The organism is Exiguobacterium sp. SH1S21, from assembly GCF_004337175.1.
GTDB lineage: Bacteria > Bacillota > Bacilli > Exiguobacteriales > Exiguobacteriaceae > Exiguobacterium > Exiguobacterium aurantiacum_A.
Genome location: NZ_SJUY01000001.1, coordinates 25,132 through 43,652, shown reverse-complemented (window position 1 = coordinate 43,652; position 18,521 = coordinate 25,132). Strand labels below are relative to the sequence as shown.

Genomic DNA, 18,521 nt, shown 5'->3' with positions numbered 1-18,521 from the left:
AAAGGGTGAGCCCATGCGGACTCACCCTTTTTCTATCTTCAGTTCGCTAACGGGTGCTTCAATAGATAGTCTTCAATCTGTCCGATCGTGTCTTTTAACACACCGTCTTCGAACGGTGACTTCAGTCCGGCCAGTTCGACGAGCTCGAGGAACGAGCGGCTACCGCCGGCCTGACAGAGTGTGAGGTAATCGCTCCACGCCGACTCACGGTCCTCATGCATGCGCACCCAGAATTGGAAGGCACAAACTTGGGCGAGCGTGTAGTCGATATAATAGAACGGGCTTTGGAAGATGTGACCTTGTTGGTGCCACCATGCCCCCGACTCGAGGTAGTCGTTCGTCTCGTAGTCGCGGTGCGGCAAGTATACCTTCTCAAGGTCACGCCACGCCTGACGACGTTCTTCTGCCGTCATGTCCGGCTTCCGGTAGATGATGTGCTGGAACTCGTCGACGAGGACGCCGTACGGGAGGAACGTGACGCTTCCGGCCAAGTGGTTGAACTTGTACTTGTCGACCTGGTCGCCGAAGAACAGCTCCATCCACGGCCAGCAGAAGAACTCCATCGACATCGAGTGGATCTCACACGCCTCGTACGTCGGGAACGCGTATTCCGGTGTCGTCAAATGACGGCTCTCATATACTTGGAAGGCGTGACCGACCTCGTGCGTGAGCACGTCGATGTCACCGGCCGTGCCGTTGAAGTTCGAGAAGATGAACGGGAGACCTTCAGACGGTAAGTACGTGCAGTAACCGCCGCCGGCTTTGCCGGGCTTCGCCGTAAGATCGAGGGCGCCGCGCTCTTGCATGTACTGGAAGAATTCGTCCGTCTCGCCCGAGAGCTCACGGTACATCTTGTTGCCGCCATCGATGATGAACGACTCGTCGCCTTGCGGTGTCGCGTTGCCGTCCGGGAAGACGAACGATTCGTCATAGTAGCGGAGCGTATCGACAGCGATGCGTTTCGCTTGCTTGTCTTTTAACGTCGTCGCGAGCGGGACGATGACGTCGCGCACTTGTTTACGGAAGTTGTCGACCATCGACTCATCATAGCCGACGCGTTGCATCCGGGCGTAGCCGAGTTCGACGAACGACGGGAAGTCGAGCGCGTGGGCGATCTCGGTCCGGACGCGGACGAGTTCGCCATAGATGCGGTCGAGTTCTAGACCGTTGTCGGCGAGGTATGTATAACGCGCCTCGGACGCTGCTTTTCGTACCGACCGGTCGGGTGACTGTAAGTACGGGCCGAACTGTGACAAGTTGAGCGTCTTACCATCGAACTCGATCTGTGCGGCCGACATCACTTTTTGATAGCTCGTCGCGAGCCGATTCTCTTCTTGCAGTTTCGGGATGAGCGACTCGTCGAACGTTTTGAGTGCCCGTTCCGCGAGTTCGAACAATTGGCTGCCCCATTCCGCTTCGAGCTGGCTGCGGAGATCGTGCTCCGTCAAGACGCGATAGTACGCCTGGACTTCTTTCTCGTAGACCGGCAACGCGTCGTCAAAGAACGTCTGCTCGGCTTCGTAGAATGCATCGCGCGTATCGATCGAGTGGCGGATCGCGACGAGCTGACTTTGCGTCTCGAACGCGTTCCGTTCCTGGTTGATTTGGCGAATCAATTCGTTCGCCTCTTCGAGTGTGCTCGCTTGCTGCAATTCGACTGAATAGTCCGACAATCGGCTGTTTAAAGCGTCCACGTCGGGCCGTTCGTATGACAATTTTGTGAAAGTCGTCATTGTAAGCGCCTCCATCATGTGAAATTTTTATAAAGTGTAAAAAGGGCTTGCAAAAGCGATTGCACACTCGTATTCTTACGATGTGTAAACGAATTCGCACTACCTTAATACAACTATACCGTGAATAGGGTAGGGATTGAAGTAATAGCTTTTCGGGTATAGAAGCTAAGACTTTGATTAACAGAACATGTTGGAGGGATTAAGCTATGGGATTCTTTAAAAAACTTTTTGGTGGTAAAGACGAGCAACTGAACGCGGTGTCACCGCTTACAGGGAAAGTCATCGATATTACGAACGTGCCTGACCAAGTGTTCTCACAAAAAATGATGGGTGATGGCATCGCCATCGAACCGACAGACGGAAAAGTCGTGTCACCGGTCAACGGGACAATTGCGACGGTCTTCCCGACGAAACACGCGATCGGTATCAACGCGGACAACGGTGCGGAGTACTTGATCCACATCGGTCTCGACACGGTCAACCTTAAAGGTGAAGGCTTCGAGACGCACGTCACTGAAGGCCAAGCCGTCAAAGCAGGCGACCCGCTCGTCACGTTCGACCTTGACTTCATCAAAGCGAACGCACCGTCGACGATCACACCGATCATCATCACGAACCATGACAGCTTCGCTGTGAACAAACTTGTTGCCGAAGGCGACAACGTCACAGCCGGTTCATCTGAAGTCGTCGAGTTGACGAAAAAATAATTAATTCGACCATTTGCTCGGAAGCATGCGCTTCCGAGTATTTTTTTGTGGATTCGGGAACTATAATGGAAAAGAGGGGGTAGAATTCAATGGATGGTAAAAATGCACCGTACCGGGGTTATGGGGACCGAATCCGAATCTTGCGTGAGCGGACGGGTATCTCGATCGAGGCACTCGCCGAACAGATCGGTGTCGCTCCGTACTTTATTCGCCGGACCGAGCTCAGTGAAGTGTACCCGACGATGCCTTACATAGAGGCGCTCGCCGAGGCGCTGAAGATTGACGCGAACTACTTGGCACGGCACATTTGGACGGGGGAGTCCTTGAAGGTGCTCATGAAAGGCAAAGCCCCTGAACTCGAACAGATGAAGCTCGCCTATGAAGAAGCGATGCACGGGAAGTCGACGGAAGACATGCAGCATCAGCTCGAGACGCGCATGCGCATCTTCGACTTGATGCACGAAGAGGAACTGCGCCGCATCTTTGAAGAGGACGAGGAACCGACGTCGCACCACGCGTTAGAAGCGTTGGTCGATGCCGTGCTCGACCTCGGACGGACGCATGAGGCGACACATCGCATCGTCCCGTTCGCCCGCTACGTCGACCAGCTCGTCCCGGAGCAGTTCGTCGATAACTCGTTCCAATATACGGAGTTTGGCATCGTCGATAAGTCGTATAAGTTACAGTGAGCACAAAAAAGCAGCCGTTCTGAGCAGAACGGCTGCTTTTGATTTAACGCATTGGTCTTGCTTCATAACGCACTTTCGGTTTCGTCCCGGCAAGCAGGAAGCCGAGCACGATGTTTAGGATCGTGAGCACCCAGCCGATGTAACCGAACGTATAGGCGAGGCTCGCGAGCATCGTCTGCCAGTCGAGTAAGGATGCGGCATCACCGCGAACGGTGAAGCGGATGATCGTGAATCCGACGAGTGTCGTCAGCGTGATCAAAATCCCGATCCACGCGCCGCCGAACCTTGACGTCTCAGAACGTCGACTGACCGGATACCAAAACGCGAGCGTTCCGAGGAACGTGCTGCCCGCGTATGCGAGCAAGATTTGCCACAACGCGTCGGCCTCTAAGAAGACGGTATAACAAATGAACGTCGTGAGCGTCGTCATGAATGTAAAGATCAAGGCTGCGAGTAATCGTGATCGCATAGTTCGTTTCCTCCTCATTTTGCACATTCTTTAGAGTATACGAAAACGAAAATGCTGTAAACGTTATTGACGATTTTGTAATATTTGACGCCATTGTTTAATCGCGTTGTTGCCGTAGAACAGGACGCCGCCGCGATAGAACTTCGAGCCGATCCAGAGGATGACACCGATCGAGCCGAGCATGATGCCGATCGACAAGGCGACTTCCCAGACCGGTACGTCGACGAGCATGACGCGGAGGAACATGAGCATCGGCGTGAAGAACGGAACGAACGACAAAATCGTGACGATCTGCGCTTCCGGATTGTTCAACCCGAACATCGCGGCGAGGAAACCGGCGACGAGGAGCATGATGACCGGCATCGTCATCTGCTGCGACTCCTCGACGCGGCTGACGAGCGAGCCGAGGACGGCGAACATGGCCGCATAGAGCAGATAGCCGAGCGTGAAGAACGTCAATAAGTAGATGACGGCCCGGGCGTTGCCGGCGTTGTCGATGACCGATTGGGCCATCTCATTGCTGCGGGCGCTGAAGTAACCGAACCCGAGGAAGATGCCGATCTGTAACAGGGCGAGCGTACCGATCGCCGAGATCTTGGCGAGCATGTGCGTCACCGGATGCGTCGTCGAGATAATCAGTTCCATGACGCGCGACGACTTCTCGGTCGTCACTTCGGTCGAGATCATCGAACCGTACGTGATGATCGATACGTAGAGCAGCATGAGCATGATGTAGACGAAAGCGAATGACGAGAACAGCTCCTCTGAGTTCTCGCCGCCGCGGCCGAGGTAAGACTCCTCGATCGGGACCGGCTCGTTCAAAGCGGCGAGGACGGTCGGGTCAATGTTCGACGTCTCGATCAGCTCGGCGTTGCGGACTTCGCGGAGTGCCGTCTGCAGGAGTGTCGTGAAATCGGGCTCCGGACGGTCGGACAAGACGCGGGCCGAAGCGCCGTCGATGAAGGCGACGATCTCGTAATCCCCATTTTCGAGTCCCGCGCGCGCCTCGGTCTCGGTGATGTCGGCCGATTCGACCCCTTCGTAACCGAGCGACTGCATGATTTCAGTCAGTTCGGCGTTTTGCGTGACGAGGAGCGCCTGACCTTGGTCGGTGTCCTCGAAGTTCGCGAGCAGGCGGTCGATGTTCGTGAAGCCGAGGATGAACACAATCGTCAAGATCGTCGAGATGAGGAACGCCTTCGACCGCAGTTTCGAGCGTAGCGTGAACGCGTACAATGGTTTGAAGTTATGAAACATGGCTGCCTACCTCCTTGATGAAGATGTCGTTGAGCGAGACGGGTTGACGCATGAACGTTTTGACGGAAGCACCTGCTTGCACGAGGGCGCCGAGCACCGCATCGCTGCCTTCGAACGAGTCGAGCCGGACGAGATGACCGTCGCGGTGAGGTTCGACCGCTTTGACGATCGGGAGTGCCGTGAGGACGTCGACGCGATCGGTCTCGATGAAGAGCACGGGCTCGACGTAACGCGACTTGATCGTCGGGACGTCGCCGCTGACGACGGCGCGGCCACCTTTCAAGATGCCGATATGTTGGCACAGCTCTTCGACGTGCTCCATCCGGTGACTCGAGAAGACGATCGTCGTCCCTTCGTCGCGCAGGGCGAGCACTTCACGCTTCAAGATCTCGACGTTGACGGGATCGAGGCCGCTGAACGGCTCATCCAAAATGAGCAGTTCCGGGTTGTGGAGCAGCGCCGCGATCAACTGAATCTTTTGCTGGTTTCCTTTTGACAGCTGTTCAACACGCATCGTTTCGTACTGCGGGATTTCGAGCCGTTCGAGCCACGACTTGACGGCACGTTTCGCCTCAGCCGACTTCATGCCTTTCAGGCTGGCGAGAAAGACGAGCTGGTCGCGGACGGGCGACTTCGGATACAGGCCGCGCTCTTCCGGCAAATAGCCGACGATGCGGTGGTCGACGTTGCGTCCGTCCCAGAGAATCGTGCCGTCGGTCGGCTTTAAAATGTCTAAGATCATCCGGAACGTCGTCGTCTTGCCGGCACCGTTCGCCCCGAGCAGGCCGTACATCTCGCCACTAGGGACGTGAAAGCTCAAGTCGTCGACGGCCGTGAACTCCCCGAATTGCTTTGAGACACGGTCAATTTGTAAAGTCATATGTAAGTCCTCCTTATTAAGTGTCTACTTCTAGCGTACGGCATTGTGAGCAAAAAGTTTCACTTTTCGTCGAAAATGATTTATCTTGAAATCAAGATAATAAAAAGGGGGTGCATGTCATGACGACGCACTCAGCAGGTATCCATCACATCTCGGCGATGGTGAAAGATCCGCAACGTACATTAGATTTTTACGGCAACGTCCTTGGGCTTCGTTTCGTCAAACAGACGGTCAACTTCGATGACCCGGGTACGTACCATTTATACTTTGGCGATGAAACCGGGGCTCCAGGAACGGTCATCACGTTCTTCCCGATCCCAGGCATCGGAAAAGGTAGTGTCGGCAGCGGGCAGGTCGGTGTCACCGCCTATCTCGTACCAGTCGGTAGTCTCTTATTTTGGGAAGCGCGTCTCCGCGAACACGGCATCGCGACGGTCGCGACCGAACGATTTGGTGAGCCGTCGCTATTGTTCGAAGACCCGGACGGACTCGTCGTCGAACTCGTCGCCCGGGCGAGTACGAAGCAGACGGACTGGGTCGTTCCAGGCGTGACGAAACAAGAAGCGATCACCGGGTTCGCCGGGGCGACGCTTTTGTCGAAAGACCCGGAGGCGACGGTGCGGCTTTTGACCGAGCTGTTTGGCTTCATGAAGACGGGGGAAGATTCGGAATGGGTCCGACTTGAGAGCGAGGCCGATTACGGCAACGTCATCGACGTCAAAAAAGCCGTCCTCCCGAACGGGGTACCGGGGTCGGGGACGGTCCATCATATCGCCTGGCGTGTCACGGACGGCGACGATTATACCACGTGGCAGGATGCGATCTTCGACCGCGGCCTCCGTCCGACCGAGGTGAAAGAGCGGCATTACTTCCGCTCGGTCTACTTCCATGACGAGGGGCGCATCTTACACGAACTCGCGACCGACGCACCGGGGTTCCTCGTCGATGAAACGTTCGACGGGCTCGGCAACGCGCTGAAACTGCCGGACTGGCTCGAAGCCGACCGCGACAAGATCACACGAACGCTACCAACCATCACAATCCCGAGAGGAGATCGAACATGATTCATCAATTCATTAAAGGCACGACCGAGACGACGCTCGTCTTGTTGCACGGTACAGGGGGGACGGAGCAGGACTTGATCCCGCTCGCCCGCGAACTATCAACTGAAGTGAACATTCTGACGCTCCGGGGCGACGTCCTCGAGAACGGCATGTCCCGCTTCTTCCGTCGTCACGCAGAAGGCGTGTTAGACCTTGAGGATCTGAAGAAACAGACGGAGCGCTTCCTTGCGTTTCTTGACGAGGCGGCAGCTAAATACGGCGTTGCCCGTGACAAGATGATCCCGCTCGGATACTCGAACGGTGCCAATTTGATCGGCTCGGCCTTATACCGGGACAACGCGTTCAAGGCGTCGCTTTTGTTCCATCCGATGGTGCCGGACCGCTCGCTCACACTTCCTGACTTAACGGGTGCGAACGTGTTCATCTCGGCCGGCGAGCGTGACCCAATTTGTCCGAAACCAGAAACAGAAGAGCTGACGTCGACGCTACGGGAAGCCGGAGCGGACGTCGAGCTCTTCTATCACGGAGGCGGGCACGAGCTGCGAATGGAGGAAGTCGAAGCAGCTCGAGCATGGGTTGTGCCGTTAATCGATTGAAACGGTCAGGCCATTTTCTTTGGTTTGGACGATCTCGAGTAGACGACGAGGACGCCACGATCAATCAAATAGGCAGCGAACATGCGTTTCGCTTCTTCAGCACGAACGGTTCGGTCGATTTGGATGTACAATCGGCCGAGCTTTTTTTGTGAGGTGCGGGTCAACAACCAGATCGAGTCGAGCGTGTACTGCCAGCTCCGCAGTGTATCCGCCCCGATATACATATACCGGTTCGACGTGCGCTCGAGCAGGTAGTTGAGCCACCAGACGTCACGGGCGAGCTTCATGACGACACCGGCCACGAACGAGATGCCAATCAGGAACAAGACTGAAGCGACCGGATGTAAGGCGCTGAACCGTTCACGGAGCGGTTCGAAGGCGATGATGAATAAACCGATCGAGAGCGCGCCGATACTCCACCAAAATCCAAAGTTAGAGAACGAACGTTTCGGGTCATGGACCATGTGATGACGGTTACGGATGACAGAAGCCATTCTCCACACCTCCTTTATTAGAATATTCTGATTATTTAGTAAAACCACTATACTATACTCTACCCACTCTCGTCCATTTGAATACGCGCAAAACCTGCTCGCGCATGAAGATTTGTCGACGATTCGGCTTGTAAGAGGAAGATACGGGGAATGATGACAATGATGTCATCATTTTTTTGTTGAATCGTAATTTCATCGCTCGTAAAAATCGGCTATGATGGGAAAGGAAAAAAATAAAATGGGTGGTCAGATGAAGAAGTTAAAAGTCGGCGAACTGCGTGCCGAGCTGAAGCGCTTCACTCAAGACGAGTTGATTGAGCTCGTCGTCGGTTTGTATAAACAGCACAATGATGTGAAGACGACGTTGAATCGATACTTCAACGAAGGGTTCGAACAAGAAGAGGTCCATCGACTCGTCGGTGCCATCCAAAAGCTAGACGAGCCGAATCCGCGGAATCTATTCAAGTTCACTCAATTACGGGAAGGGGCGAAGTTTGTTAAAGAGGCGACCGCATTCACCGACCCGGTTGCGACAAACGTTGTGCGGGTCTTTTATCTAAACTATTTCGTCGAATATGTGGAAAGGCAGGCCGATGTGATTCATTCGGTCGCGCCGGGTGAGTTGAACGCTTATTTCACCGAATTCGATAAGCTGATGAAGACGTTACAAACTGAACCCGAGCTCGTCGTCTTCGGATTGACCGAAGAAGTCGATCATTTGTTCGAGCACGTCCCGGCTGAGGACAAGGCGGGCCTGCTCAAGTAGTGGGAGCGAAAGAAACGCCAACTGAACGAAACATGATCGGTGTAGGGAACGGCTGAAATCCGGCTCGTCGCTCAGAAGCGATACGTCAATATTAAAGAAGAAAAGCAACAGGAGAACTAGAGGGGACGCTATGCGAAATCATTGGTACGATAATATTAAAGGCGTGCTCGTCTTGCTCGTCGTCTTCGGTCACTTGCTGACCGATGTGCGCGGTGCCTACGACGACTTACTGCCGAAGTGGGTTTATTTGTTCTTATATACGTTTCATATGCCGTTATTCATTATGCTGAGCGGTTACTTCTTTCGGGAGAACCGTTATTTGCGTGTCATCCAGCTGTTCGTCGTCTACGTGATCTGGCAAGTCATTCTCGGCTCGTGGTTTGCCTTCACGGAAGGGGTCCCGCTCTTGTCGCTCGAGAACCCGGGACTGAACGTGCTCAAGCCGTACTGGGCGCTCTGGTATTTGATGGCGATCGTCATCTGGTACGTCATCACGCCGTATGTGACCCAGTTGAAAGGGTATGTGCTCTATGCGCTGTTGTTCGCCCTGTTGTTCGGTTTCCAAGAAGAATCGACCGGGTTCTTCGCGCTCCGGAAAGTCATCATGTTCTATCCGTTCTTCTTGATCGGCAACTGGATGAGTGAGCGCAACACGATGAACTTCTTCGAGCTGCCGAAGCGGGCCGAGCAACGGAACCGCTACCGGATTGGCGGGGCGGTCGTCTTCACCGTGCTCACGCTCGGACTGCTCGCCTCGATGAGCTTCCAAAAAGAAGACACGTTCTACCACGTCGGCAACTTGTTCAAATTCCGGTTCGCCTACGAGACGGCGGTGCCGGAGGCGATTTGGAGCGGCCCGTTCGCTTTCTTGATCGTCTATACGGTGTCGACGCTCATGGCCGTCAGCTTCGCGCTCATCGTACCGGGGCGGGAGTTGCCCGTGTTCACTCGGGCGGGGAAGTATAGTCTGTACGTCTACTTGGTCCATGTGTTTTTAATCGTCGCCTGGAAGGCGTTCGTGCCGGCCGGATTCATGCCGACGTCATGGCAACAGTTGCTCGTCTTGTTCGGTGTCGCCTGCCTCATTGTTCTGCTCATCATCAGCCCGCCGGCCGTCCGGATGTTGAGGCCGCTCGTCGAAATCGACGTCCGCCGTGCGCAGGACGTGAAAGACCCAAAATCGTAAACCCTTTTCTAAACGGCGGTTTTCCGCTACACTTTAGATGGGAACCGAAACTAGAGCTAAGGAAGTGACAGCATGCCATATGAAAATGGAATGAACAGTACAGAAGGAGACGTCAACGTCTCACGCCACGTCGTCGAGATGATTGCCGCGGTCGTCGTCAAAGAAACGAAACACGTGTCGTTCACACAAGAAGACACGAAACTCTCAGAGCGTGCACTCATGAAGCACGTCAAAGTCGATGAGTCGTCGGAAGGCGTCATCATCAACTTGTCGCTCTACATCGCTTACGGTCAATCGATCGTCAAGACGGTGACGGCTGTCCAAGAGCGCATCACCCAAGACATGGATACGATGCTCGCGATGACACCGCTAGCGGTGAACGTGAAAGTCGTCGGCATTCAATTGTAAAATGATAGGAGGAGCGAAGCGCTCTTCCTATTTTTTATTTTTTCTGCGAAAGCGGTTGCATAGATAAGGCGTTATCCGATATAATAGAAATCGAACAAGTGCAACCGTTTGCATCATTGACCAATCATGCAACGGGTACTTGTCAAGTTCCCTAAATGTAGTCTGAGGACACAAACATTTGAAGGAAAGGCGGAAAGCATTTATGTCGACGATTGAAGCAGTCATTTTTGATTTGGACGGTGTCATCACTGACACCGCGGAGTACCATTACCTCGCTTGGAAACAACTCGGAGAAGAGCTCGACATTCCATTTGACCGCGAGTTCAATGAGACGCTCAAAGGGGTGAGCCGGACTGACTCGCTCGAACGCATCCTTGCGCTCGGCGGAAGACAGGACGATTTCACACCGGATGAAAAGGCGGAACTCGCCCAGAAGAAGAACGAGCACTACGTTGAACTCATTCAGCACATCTCTTCGGCCGATTTGCTTCCTGGCATCGTTTCATTTCTCGATGAAATTAAAGAGGCCGGTCTCAAAATCGGAATGGCATCTGCTTCAAAGAACGCATTCGCGGTCGTTGACGCACTTGGTGTCCGCCATTACTTCGATCACATTGTCGATGCAGCAACTGTCGCCGACTCAAAACCACATCCCGAAGTGTTTTTGAAGGCTGCCTCTGCCCTTGGCGTGAAACCCGAACATGCCATCGGCGTTGAAGACGCAGCCGCAGGCGTGACTGCAATCAAAGCGGCAAACATGTTTGCTGTCGCCGTCGGGGAAGAGTCGATGCTTGGTCATGCAGACCTCATCGTCGCTTCGACCGATGAACTCTCGCTCCGACGCATCCTCGAACGCGTCGGCGCGTAACAGACTACGTTCATCTTCCGTGAGATGACGACTGCCCCGAACAGTCGTCATCTTTTTTCGTGGTCCAAAAGTCCTAAAAAGTCCAAAACGCCCAAAAACAGATGACAAACACATTACACCTCCGTTACAATTTTAGAAGATAACAAGTAATAATTAGAAAATCTTGATTTAAAATAGGTAATCGAGAATTTCAATTGGATGTAGAAGGGGAATTGTGTATGGAATCTACGAACGTCAACGAACATATCTATCGCGAACTGATGGAGATCGAGGAGTCGTATCGTCAATTACAGCGCCGGGCCGAATACTTAATTTCTGAACTGAGCCGGGACAAACGGGAAGAGGAGCTGTCGACAGATCCATCAAAACGGTTGCGTCCGCGTCGCGTCAATCAACGTTATCCGCTCGAGGTTTACGTCCATCAGGTCACAGACCTTTTGAAAGAACGGAAGACGATGAGTGTGCGTGACATCCAGATGGAGCTCGAGCTTCGCTACCGTCATCATATTAGCAACATCTACCAATTGATGGTCAAGATCGAATCGGTCAATCCGGAAATCAAGAAAGTCGGGCGCGGACTATATACATATGCATCAGCTGAAGAAGTCACGACTGAACCAGCACACGCTTGACCGACGAGAACGTTCGTCGGTTTTTTGCTGTAACATTTCTGATACGATTTTGGTGACGGGAAATATGCTATAATTCGCCAGAGTCTATTTTTTTGAGAGAGGAACGTTGGCCATGTTATGGATTGCCATGTTGGTCAGTTTTGTGATGGCCATCTTGATCACGCCGCTCGTTCGCCGGTTCGCTTTTCTGATCGGAGCGGTCGATCACCCGAACGCCCGAAAAGTACATTTACGGACGATGCCGCGAATCGGCGGCCTCGCCATCTTCATCGCCTTCCTGATCGGCTATGCCTTGTTGTTGCCGACGAGTCGTTATAACGAGGCCATCTTGATCGGAGCGGTCATCATCATCTTGACCGGCCTGATCGACGACCGGTTCCAGTTGAACGCCCGCATCAAGTTGATGGGGCAGATGATCGCGACGGTCGTCGTCTTGAACGCCGGGATGCGGATCGAACTCATCAACTTGCCGTTCGACCAACAGCTCTATCTCGGCGCTTGGAGCATCCCGGTGACGGTGCTTTGGTTGATCGGGATCACGAATGCGATCAACTTGATCGACGGCCTCGACGGTCTCGCCGCCGGGGTCTCGAGCATCGCGCTCGGGACGATCGCGCTCCTAGCCATCATTCAAGGGAACGTCTATTTGACGATGATGGCGCTCTTGCTGCTCGCGAGCACGCTCGGGTTCCTCGTCCACAACTTCTACCCGGCGAAGATATTCATGGGGGACACGGGTGCGCTCTTCCTCGGCTACATGCTCGCCGTGTTCTCGCTGATCGGCTTCAAGAACGTGACACTGTTCTCGCTCGTCGTGCCGGTCCTCTTGCTCGGACTGCCGATCTCGGATACGATCTTCGCGATCGTTCGTCGGCTCGTCCAAGGGCGCCCGCCGATGTCGCCTGACAAGTCACACATGCACCACCAGTTGATCGATATGGGGTTCACGACGCGCCAAGCGGTGCTTCTTATGTACGGGATGACGTTCTTCTTCGGGATCGCCTCGATTCTGTTCGCGAAGACGACGATGATCGGTGCCGTCATCACGTTCGTCATCGTCTTGATCGTCATCGAACTGATCGTCGAGTCGACGGAGTTAATCCACCCGAACTACAAACCGATCATCCAGACGTCACGCCGCCTGCTCGGCCGGGCGAAGACGTGACTTGGATATACACATAGAAACGACCAAGGACGCCATGTCCTTGGTCGTTTTTTTAGGTCAGTACGTCGTCGTCTCGCTAAAACCGGCGCCTGGGTCAGGTTCACTGTCTTCGGCCGTGACCGGAAGACCGAGCTCTGTTTTCAACAGTGCCCGCTTATCGTTCAAATCCGCCTGATCCAACTCATAATAGTAGACGCCGCCGATCGTCAAGTCGCCGCCCTCTAGCGTCTCTTGGTTGAACGAGCGGAGCGATTTCGTATACGGCTGGAGCTGGGACGCCTCGGAGAGCGACATGTTCGTTCGGATATTATTCCCGACCGCAGTCATGATCCGGTTGAGCTTCGTGAACGAATTGATTGTCGTCGCCTCGTTGATGATGGCCTCGAGCACTTGTTGTTGGCGCTTGGCCCGGCCGATGTCGCCTTCAGGGTCGTCTTTCCGCATGCGGGCATAGGCGAGTGCTTCCTTGCCGTCTAGCATCTGGACGCCCGGTTCGAGCTCGACGTTTCCGGTGGCCTGTCCTGAGATCGGGATCAACACGTCGACTTCGACGCCGCCGACCGCATCGACGAGGTCTTCGATGCCGTCAAAGTTGATCGTCGCGTAATAATCGATCGGGATGTCAAACAGCGTCTCGACCGTGGCGATCGTCGTGTCGATGCCGCCGTACGCATACGCATGGTTGATCTTGTCCTTGAACTCGCCGTCCTCCGTGACGATATCGACGTACGCGTCGCGGGGGATACTGACGAGCGTCACTTGGCGAGATTCCTTGTTGAACGTCGCCACCATCAGTGAGTCGGTCCGTCCCTCTTCGAGCGAGGCGCCGCCATCGACGCCGGCGAGCAGGACGGAGAAGTGATTTTTCGTCAAATCGATCGTGTCGTCGCGACGTTCCGATTTGTCGCCACGCGTCAGTTCGCTGTTCGTGGTCTCTGCCGTCTCGTTCGCCTTGAAAACGAAGTAGCCGAAGGCCGAACCGCCGATCAGCAGGACGAGGCCAAGCACGAGCAGACCGATTTTCCACACGGAGCGTTTCTTGCGGGAGTCTTGTTCCATGTCGTCTCCTCATTTCAGTCATTTCTTTTAGTATACGGGACCTAGCGCACAAAATCACGTTCGATGATACGGACGTCCTGGGTCTCGAGTCGGCCTTGACCGTTCGTCAAATCGACGAGCCAGGCGAGCGCTTCCTCGGTCGCTTCGACCGGGACCGAGATGTGGAACGTGACGGTGTCGGCATAGACAATCTCGTCAAGCAAATAAGCGGACTGGCGGAGCTCGTTCTCGACTTTCCCGATCCATCCGTAGTCGACCGTGAGCGTGAGACGTTGCATCGGCAACCGTTCGACGATCCCGATCGCGTCAAGCCCTTCGCTCACCGTCCCGCCGTAGGCGCGGATGAGCCCGCCGCCGCCGAGCTTGATGCCGCCGAAGTAGCGGGTGACGACGACGACCGTGTCTTTCAAATTGCGTTTCCGGAGCACTTCGAGCATCGGTAGGCCGGCCGTCCCGCTCGGCTCGCCGTCATCGTTCGCTTTTTGGAATTCGTTCCGGGCTCCGATGATGTAGGCTGAACAATTATGATTGGCGCTCCAATGCGCTTTTTTGATTGTTTGGATGAACGTCTGGGCTTCCGCTTCGGTCGTGACGCGTTTAAAGTGAGCGATAAATTTTGATTTTTGTATGACGACCTCGTATTCTCCGTCTTGTTTTATAGTATAATTTTGTTCAGTAGACATTTCTGAAAATTCTCCTTTCTATTTTCACGTATTTTTTTGAAATCGAGTAGGCGTCTGTAGATTATGTGGCGAATTGTGAAGATAGCCTCTGATTCTTACTGGAAACGAACGCTTCTGCAGTCGATAATAGAAATAAATGAGGACTTACTACCGAACTATTAGGGGATGGCATCGTGAATCATATTACCGATCGTACAGCATTAGAGCATATCATAACAAATATGATTGATACGGTGACGGAGAGTAAAGAGGAGATCGTCCGTATAACTGAAAATTCAGCTAATGAGTATTCGTCGATCCAAACGGAGTTAAAAGAATTGACGCAAAAGATCGAGTTTCACATTCAAGAGTCCGAGCGCCTCGATCTATTAGTGAAAGCGGCGAAGAATAAACTCGTTCAAGTGAGTAAGAAGTTCCATATACATAGTGAGCAAGAGATCCGCGAGGCGTATGAACTCGCCAACCAGATGCAGCTCGAGCGGTTCCTCATCCAAAAAGAGGAGATGGTGAGCCAGCAGCGCCGAAACGACCTCGAGCGGCGGTTGCTCGTCCTTCAGGATACGATGGAGCGGGCGGACCGGTTAGTCAGCCGCGTCTCGGTCGTCCTCAACTTTTTACGCGACGACCTGCAGCAAGAGTATTCGGACATGATGAAGAAGCAAGAGATGGCAATCAGCGTCTTCGAGGCGGCTGAGCGTGAGCGGCGCCACCTGGCCCGGGAAATGCATGACGGCCCCGCGCAATCGCTTGCCCATATTTTGATTCGGGCCGACTTGATCGAGAAGACATTCGACCGAAGAGGCAAGGACGAGGCGTTCGCCGAACTGCACGAGCTGAAACGGCTGATTCGCGGGGCGCTCGTCGACGTGCGACGCTTGATTTACGACTTGCGGCCGATGTCGCTTGACGACCTTGGCTTCTTGCCGACGCTCGAGCGTTATTTACATCAGACGGAAGAGTACACGGCGATCAAGACGCGGCTCAACTACCGCGGCAACCGGGTACGTCTCTCGGAAAAACTCGAGATCAACGTCTTCCGGCTCGTCCAAGAGGCGGTCCAAAATGCGATCAAGCATTCGAAGACGACGGAAATCATCGTCAACGTCGAGCAAGCGCTAGACGTGATTCACATTCACGTGCGCGATCACGGGGTCGGCTTCGTGCCGAGTATGATCGGGCAAGAGTCGTTCGGCATCGTTGGTATGCGCGAACGGATCGAGCTTGTGAACGGCAGTATCAATATTGATTCGGAAATCGGCAAAGGGACGGTCGTCCGCATGTCGATCCCGATTTTGTAATACAGATAAAGGGGAGTGTACGATGGAAATGACAAATACAATCCGCATCGCAATCGTCGATGACCATGAGCTGTTTCGAGAGGGCTTGAAGCGGATCTTTGATTTAGAAGACGAGTTCACCGTCATCGCTGAAGGGCGGACGGGTGCTGATGCGATTCGCATCGCCAAAGAGGAGAAACCGGAAATCATGATCCTCGACATCAACATGCCGGACTTGAACGGGATCGAGGCGACGAAACAGTTGACCGCGGCATCGTCGGACACGCGCGTCCTCATCCTGTCGATCCATGACGACGAATCTTACATAACGCATGCGCTCGAGGCCGGGGCATCGGGCTTTCTGTTGAAAGAAGTTGCTTCAAGCGAACTCATCTCGGCCGTTCGTTCGGTCGCGAAAGACGGGGCGTACTTGCATCCGAAAGTGACGACGAACGTGTTGAAGGATTACCGCCGCCTGCTCCAGTTCAAAGGAGAACAAGCCGAACGGAACGTCGTGAACCGGACGGACGATCCCGTCTATCGGTTGCTGTCGCGCCGTGAAGTCGAGGTGCTCCACTTGCTCGCCGATGGCCGCTCGAACCGCGATATTAGCGACATGCTGTTCATCAGTGAGAAGACGGTCAAGAACCACGTCTCGTCGGTCCTGCGCAAAATGGAAGTGAACGACCGGACGCAAGCCGTGGTCGATGCGATCCGCCGCGGGTGGGTCGAGATTTGACCTCGACCGATGCAATACATCGCTTTTGTGCTACAATATGGAATGGAATCTTAATTCAATTGGAAAAACGAAACGATGTAAAGTGAGGATATAGTATGGGAAACATAGCGATTTTGACCGACAGTACCGCCTATTTGCCGGCCGATTTTTGTGAGCGCCACGACGTCCACGTCGCACCGCTCAGTGTAATCTTTGGCAGAGAATCGTTCCGTGAGGCCGTCGATATCACGACGGAGGCGTTTTATGAACGGATTGAGGCGGGGAATTTGCCGACGACATCGCAACCGATCATCGGGGAGACGGTCGAATTGATCGACAGCCTTCCGGCTGAAGTGACCGACGTCATCGCCATCACGCTCTCGAGCGGGATCAGCGGGACGTATCAATCGATGATCGCCTTGAACAACATGGTCGATGTCAACGTGCACGCGTTCGACTCGGAGATCTCGTGCATGCCTCAGGCGTTTCTCGTCGAAGAGGCCGTCCATATGCGTGACAATGGCGCTTCGGCCGAGGAGATCATGCAGCATCTCGAGAAGACGCGTGAACGGATCCGTGCCTATTTCGTCGTCGATGACCTCGACCACCTCCAACGGGGCGGACGGCTCAGCGCGGCGCAAGCGCTCGTCGGCTCGTTCCTGCAGATCAAGCCGGTCCTTCATTTTCAGGATAGACAGATCGTCCCGTTCGAGAAGATCCGGACGTACAAGAAGGCGGTCCGTCGCATCGAAGAGATGATGGACCAATCGATCGTTGGTGACGGCGCGGGATATTGCATCGGCATTATCCACGCCAACTGCCCGGAACGTCAGGCGGAAGAGATCGCCTCTATGAAACAGAAGTTTCCGCAAGCGCAAGTTACGGGCGGTCATTTTGGACCGGTCATCGGGACACATCTTGGACCTGGCGCGATCGGCATCACGTGGTATCACCGCGAAAGATAAACGGAAGACGGCCGGGGGGTCGTCTTTTTCGATGAAGAAAGGAGTGGGCTTGTGGCCAAGTATCGTCAAATCTACGAACGGCTCGCCGAGCGGATGAAAACGGGTGAGTACGAGGCGGAGTCGAAACTGCCGTCGGAGACAGAACTCATGCATGAATACGATGCGAGCCGAGGCACGGTCCGTAAGGCGCTCGATCTGCTCCAAGAGCACGGCTATGTCCGCAAACATCACGGTAAAGGCGTGTTCGTGCTACGCCGCGACCAGATCGAGTTCCAGTTCAATGGCATCGTCAGCTTCTCGGAAATATACGCCAGTATGCTCGGCCGGTCGATCGAGACGAGCGTCGCCTCGTTCGAGGAGATCGAGGCACCGAGTTGGCTCGCCGAGCGGATGGGTCTTGAGCCCGCCACGCTCGTCTACCGGATCGAACGGGTCCGCAACTTCGACGGGGAGAACGTCATTTTAGACGTGAACTATTTCGTCAAAGACCTCGTCCCCGGTCTGACGAAACAGATTGCCGAGCATTCGATCTATCAATACGTCGAGCGCGAGCTCGGGCAACAGATCAGCTACGCGAAGCGGAAAATCGCGGCCGAGGACGTGACCGAGCTTGATCGGTCACGCCTCGATCTTCACGATTACGAATACGTCATCGTCATTACGAACGACACGTTCTTATACGAGGGCAGACAGTTCGAATATACCGAGTCCCGTCACCGGCTCGACAAGTTTCAGTTCAGCGATCTGGCTCGCCGATAAGGCTCCTTCTTCAAGAAGGGGTCTTTTTTGTCGTTTTGAATCGAGAGGAGAGGGAACAAAATTAGTGGACGCATGTCACATATTCGTCACGATAAACTTATATAGATAAGTTGTTGACAGAACTCGTCTATATAAGTTAAACTTTG

Annotated in this window: 21 protein-coding genes; 14 read left to right on the top strand and 7 right to left on the bottom strand. The window is 54.1% G+C overall.

Annotated features, from left to right (window positions below):
• Positions 1-38: 38 nt before the first annotated feature.
• A complete protein-coding gene (locus tag EVJ24_RS00255; RefSeq protein WP_131438768.1) occupies positions 39-1,733 on the bottom strand; it encodes a M3 family oligoendopeptidase in 1,695 nt (564 codons plus the stop codon).
• Positions 1,734-1,939: 206 nt separating this feature from the next.
• Between EVJ24_RS00255 and EVJ24_RS00250 the strand changes: the two genes are divergently transcribed.
• Together EVJ24_RS00250 and EVJ24_RS00245 are read left to right on the top strand one after the other, a co-directional pair.
• The gene (locus EVJ24_RS00250; RefSeq protein WP_070328619.1) at positions 1,940-2,440 is read left to right on the top strand and encodes a PTS sugar transporter subunit IIA; all 501 of its coding nucleotides are present in this window, start codon (positions 1,940-1,942) and stop codon (positions 2,438-2,440) included.
• Between the two features lie 89 nt (positions 2,441-2,529).
• Complete coding sequence (locus EVJ24_RS00245; protein WP_016509316.1) at positions 2,530-3,129, top strand: helix-turn-helix domain-containing protein; 600 nt, start codon at positions 2,530-2,532, stop codon at positions 3,127-3,129.
• Positions 3,130-3,172: 43 nt separating this feature from the next.
• Here the strand turns inward: EVJ24_RS00245 and EVJ24_RS00240 are convergent, their stop codons facing one another.
• The 3 genes from EVJ24_RS00240 to EVJ24_RS00230 all read right to left on the bottom strand — a co-directional run bounded on the left by EVJ24_RS00240 (position 3,173) and on the right by EVJ24_RS00230 (position 5,735).
• Entirely contained in the window at positions 3,173-3,598 is a 426-nt protein-coding gene (locus EVJ24_RS00240) for a hypothetical protein (protein ID WP_070328620.1), read from the bottom strand.
• A gap of 63 nt (positions 3,599-3,661) precedes the next feature.
• Positions 3,662-4,855 (bottom strand): ABC transporter permease, encoded by a 1,194-nt coding sequence (locus EVJ24_RS00235; RefSeq protein WP_070328621.1) that lies wholly within the window; start codon positions 4,853-4,855, stop codon positions 3,662-3,664.
• Complete coding sequence (locus EVJ24_RS00230; protein WP_131438767.1) at positions 4,845-5,735, bottom strand: ABC transporter ATP-binding protein; 891 nt, start codon at positions 5,733-5,735, stop codon at positions 4,845-4,847. Before EVJ24_RS00230 ends, EVJ24_RS00235 begins: the two co-directional genes overlap by 11 nt.
• 119 nt (positions 5,736-5,854) lie before the next feature.
• Between EVJ24_RS00230 and EVJ24_RS00225 the strand changes: the two genes are divergently transcribed.
• Together EVJ24_RS00225 and EVJ24_RS00220 are read left to right on the top strand one after the other, a co-directional pair.
• Positions 5,855-6,799, top strand: coding sequence for a ring-cleaving dioxygenase (locus EVJ24_RS00225; protein ID WP_131438766.1), 945 nt, complete (start codon positions 5,855-5,857; stop codon positions 6,797-6,799).
• Positions 6,796-7,395, top strand: coding sequence for an alpha/beta hydrolase (locus tag EVJ24_RS00220; protein ID WP_131438765.1), 600 nt, complete (start codon positions 6,796-6,798; stop codon positions 7,393-7,395). Before EVJ24_RS00225 ends, EVJ24_RS00220 begins: the two co-directional genes overlap by 4 nt.
• A 5-nt stretch (positions 7,396-7,400) precedes the next feature.
• Here EVJ24_RS00220 and EVJ24_RS00215 read toward each other — a convergent pair whose 3' ends face one another.
• Entirely contained in the window at positions 7,401-7,889 is a 489-nt protein-coding gene (locus EVJ24_RS00215; protein WP_131438764.1) for a hypothetical protein, read from the bottom strand.
• A gap of 250 nt (positions 7,890-8,139) precedes the next feature.
• Here EVJ24_RS00215 and EVJ24_RS00210 point away from each other — a divergent pair, with 250 nt between their 5' ends.
• From EVJ24_RS00210 to EVJ24_RS00185, 6 genes are all read left to right on the top strand, one after another.
• Positions 8,140-8,655: a hypothetical protein gene (locus EVJ24_RS00210; protein WP_131438763.1), complete on the top strand. Its 516-nt coding sequence runs from the start codon at positions 8,140-8,142 to the stop codon at positions 8,653-8,655.
• Positions 8,656-8,785: 130 nt separating this feature from the next.
• Complete coding sequence (locus EVJ24_RS00205; protein ID WP_131438762.1) at positions 8,786-9,841, top strand: acyltransferase family protein; 1,056 nt, start codon at positions 8,786-8,788, stop codon at positions 9,839-9,841.
• 90 nt (positions 9,842-9,931) lie between these two features.
• The gene (locus EVJ24_RS00200) at positions 9,932-10,249 is read left to right on the top strand and encodes an Asp23/Gls24 family envelope stress response protein (RefSeq protein WP_236633343.1); all 318 of its coding nucleotides are present in this window, start codon (positions 9,932-9,934) and stop codon (positions 10,247-10,249) included.
• Between the two features lie 202 nt (positions 10,250-10,451).
• The gene (gene pgmB / locus EVJ24_RS00195) at positions 10,452-11,117 is read left to right on the top strand and encodes a beta-phosphoglucomutase (RefSeq protein WP_016509311.1); all 666 of its coding nucleotides are present in this window, start codon (positions 10,452-10,454) and stop codon (positions 11,115-11,117) included.
• A 218-nt stretch (positions 11,118-11,335) separates the two neighbouring features.
• Positions 11,336-11,749 carry a Rok-like winged helix domain-containing protein gene (locus EVJ24_RS00190; RefSeq protein ID WP_071398026.1) on the top strand — a complete coding sequence of 138 codons (414 nt, stop codon included), beginning with the start codon at positions 11,336-11,338 and terminating at the stop codon, positions 11,747-11,749.
• A 112-nt stretch (positions 11,750-11,861) separates the two neighbouring features.
• Positions 11,862-12,914: a glycosyltransferase family 4 protein gene (locus tag EVJ24_RS00185; RefSeq protein WP_131438760.1), complete on the top strand. Its 1,053-nt coding sequence runs from the start codon at positions 11,862-11,864 to the stop codon at positions 12,912-12,914.
• A 57-nt stretch (positions 12,915-12,971) separates the two neighbouring features.
• Here the strand turns inward: EVJ24_RS00185 and EVJ24_RS00180 are convergent, their stop codons facing one another.
• Together EVJ24_RS00180 and EVJ24_RS00175 are read right to left on the bottom strand one after the other, a co-directional pair.
• Positions 12,972-13,973: an LCP family protein gene (locus EVJ24_RS00180; RefSeq protein ID WP_131438759.1), complete on the bottom strand. Its 1,002-nt coding sequence runs from the start codon at positions 13,971-13,973 to the stop codon at positions 12,972-12,974.
• Positions 13,974-14,014: 41 nt separating this feature from the next.
• Positions 14,015-14,656, bottom strand: a complete 642-nt coding sequence (locus EVJ24_RS00175) for a YigZ family protein (protein WP_131438758.1) — start codon at positions 14,654-14,656, stop codon at positions 14,015-14,017.
• A gap of 173 nt (positions 14,657-14,829) precedes the next feature.
• On the opposite strand from EVJ24_RS00175, the gene EVJ24_RS00170 reads away from it, so the two are divergent.
• The 4 genes from EVJ24_RS00170 to treR all read left to right on the top strand — a co-directional run bounded on the left by EVJ24_RS00170 (position 14,830) and on the right by treR (position 18,375).
• Complete coding sequence (locus EVJ24_RS00170) at positions 14,830-15,954, top strand: sensor histidine kinase (protein ID WP_201740330.1); 1,125 nt, start codon at positions 14,830-14,832, stop codon at positions 15,952-15,954.
• 22 nt (positions 15,955-15,976) lie between these two features.
• Positions 15,977-16,672 (top strand): response regulator transcription factor, encoded by a 696-nt coding sequence (locus EVJ24_RS00165; RefSeq protein ID WP_131438756.1) that lies wholly within the window; start codon positions 15,977-15,979, stop codon positions 16,670-16,672.
• Positions 16,673-16,767: 95 nt separating this feature from the next.
• Entirely contained in the window at positions 16,768-17,616 is an 849-nt protein-coding gene (locus tag EVJ24_RS00160; protein WP_131438755.1) for a DegV family protein, read from the top strand.
• 51 nt (positions 17,617-17,667) lie between these two features.
• Positions 17,668-18,375 (top strand): trehalose operon repressor, encoded by a 708-nt coding sequence (treR, locus tag EVJ24_RS00155; protein ID WP_131438754.1) that lies wholly within the window; start codon positions 17,668-17,670, stop codon positions 18,373-18,375.
• Positions 18,376-18,521: the final 146 nt, after the last annotated feature.

Coding starts and splice junctions, on each gene's coding strand:
- EVJ24_RS00220 (WP_131438765.1), top strand. CDS start 6,796: ATGATTCATCAATTCATTAAAGGCACGACCGAGACGACGCTCGTCTTG.
- EVJ24_RS00245 (WP_016509316.1), top strand. CDS start 2,530: ATGGATGGTAAAAATGCACCGTACCGGGGTTATGGGGACCGAATCCGA.
- EVJ24_RS00225 (WP_131438766.1), top strand. CDS start 5,855: ATGACGACGCACTCAGCAGGTATCCATCACATCTCGGCGATGGTGAAA.
- EVJ24_RS00230 (WP_131438767.1), bottom strand. CDS start 5,735: ATGACTTTACAAATTGACCGTGTCTCAAAGCAATTCGGGGAGTTCACG.
- pgmB (WP_016509311.1), top strand. CDS start 10,452: ATGTCGACGATTGAAGCAGTCATTTTTGATTTGGACGGTGTCATCACT.
- EVJ24_RS00205 (WP_131438762.1), top strand. CDS start 8,786: ATGCGAAATCATTGGTACGATAATATTAAAGGCGTGCTCGTCTTGCTC.
- EVJ24_RS00250 (WP_070328619.1), top strand. CDS start 1,940: ATGGGATTCTTTAAAAAACTTTTTGGTGGTAAAGACGAGCAACTGAAC.
- EVJ24_RS00200 (WP_236633343.1), top strand. CDS start 9,932: ATGAACAGTACAGAAGGAGACGTCAACGTCTCACGCCACGTCGTCGAG.
- EVJ24_RS00210 (WP_131438763.1), top strand. CDS start 8,140: ATGAAGAAGTTAAAAGTCGGCGAACTGCGTGCCGAGCTGAAGCGCTTC.
- EVJ24_RS00235 (WP_070328621.1), bottom strand. CDS start 4,855: ATGTTTCATAACTTCAAACCATTGTACGCGTTCACGCTACGCTCGAAA.
- EVJ24_RS00160 (WP_131438755.1), top strand. CDS start 16,768: ATGGGAAACATAGCGATTTTGACCGACAGTACCGCCTATTTGCCGGCC.
- EVJ24_RS00215 (WP_131438764.1), bottom strand. CDS start 7,889: ATGGCTTCTGTCATCCGTAACCGTCATCACATGGTCCATGACCCGAAA.
- EVJ24_RS00165 (WP_131438756.1), top strand. CDS start 15,977: ATGGAAATGACAAATACAATCCGCATCGCAATCGTCGATGACCATGAG.
- EVJ24_RS00240 (WP_070328620.1), bottom strand. CDS start 3,598: ATGCGATCACGATTACTCGCAGCCTTGATCTTTACATTCATGACGACG.
- EVJ24_RS00255 (WP_131438768.1), bottom strand. CDS start 1,733: ATGACGACTTTCACAAAATTGTCATACGAACGGCCCGACGTGGACGCT.
- EVJ24_RS00175 (WP_131438758.1), bottom strand. CDS start 14,656: ATGTCTACTGAACAAAATTATACTATAAAACAAGACGGAGAATACGAG.
- EVJ24_RS00185 (WP_131438760.1), top strand. CDS start 11,862: ATGTTATGGATTGCCATGTTGGTCAGTTTTGTGATGGCCATCTTGATC.
- EVJ24_RS00180 (WP_131438759.1), bottom strand. CDS start 13,973: ATGGAACAAGACTCCCGCAAGAAACGCTCCGTGTGGAAAATCGGTCTG.
- EVJ24_RS00190 (WP_071398026.1), top strand. CDS start 11,336: ATGGAATCTACGAACGTCAACGAACATATCTATCGCGAACTGATGGAG.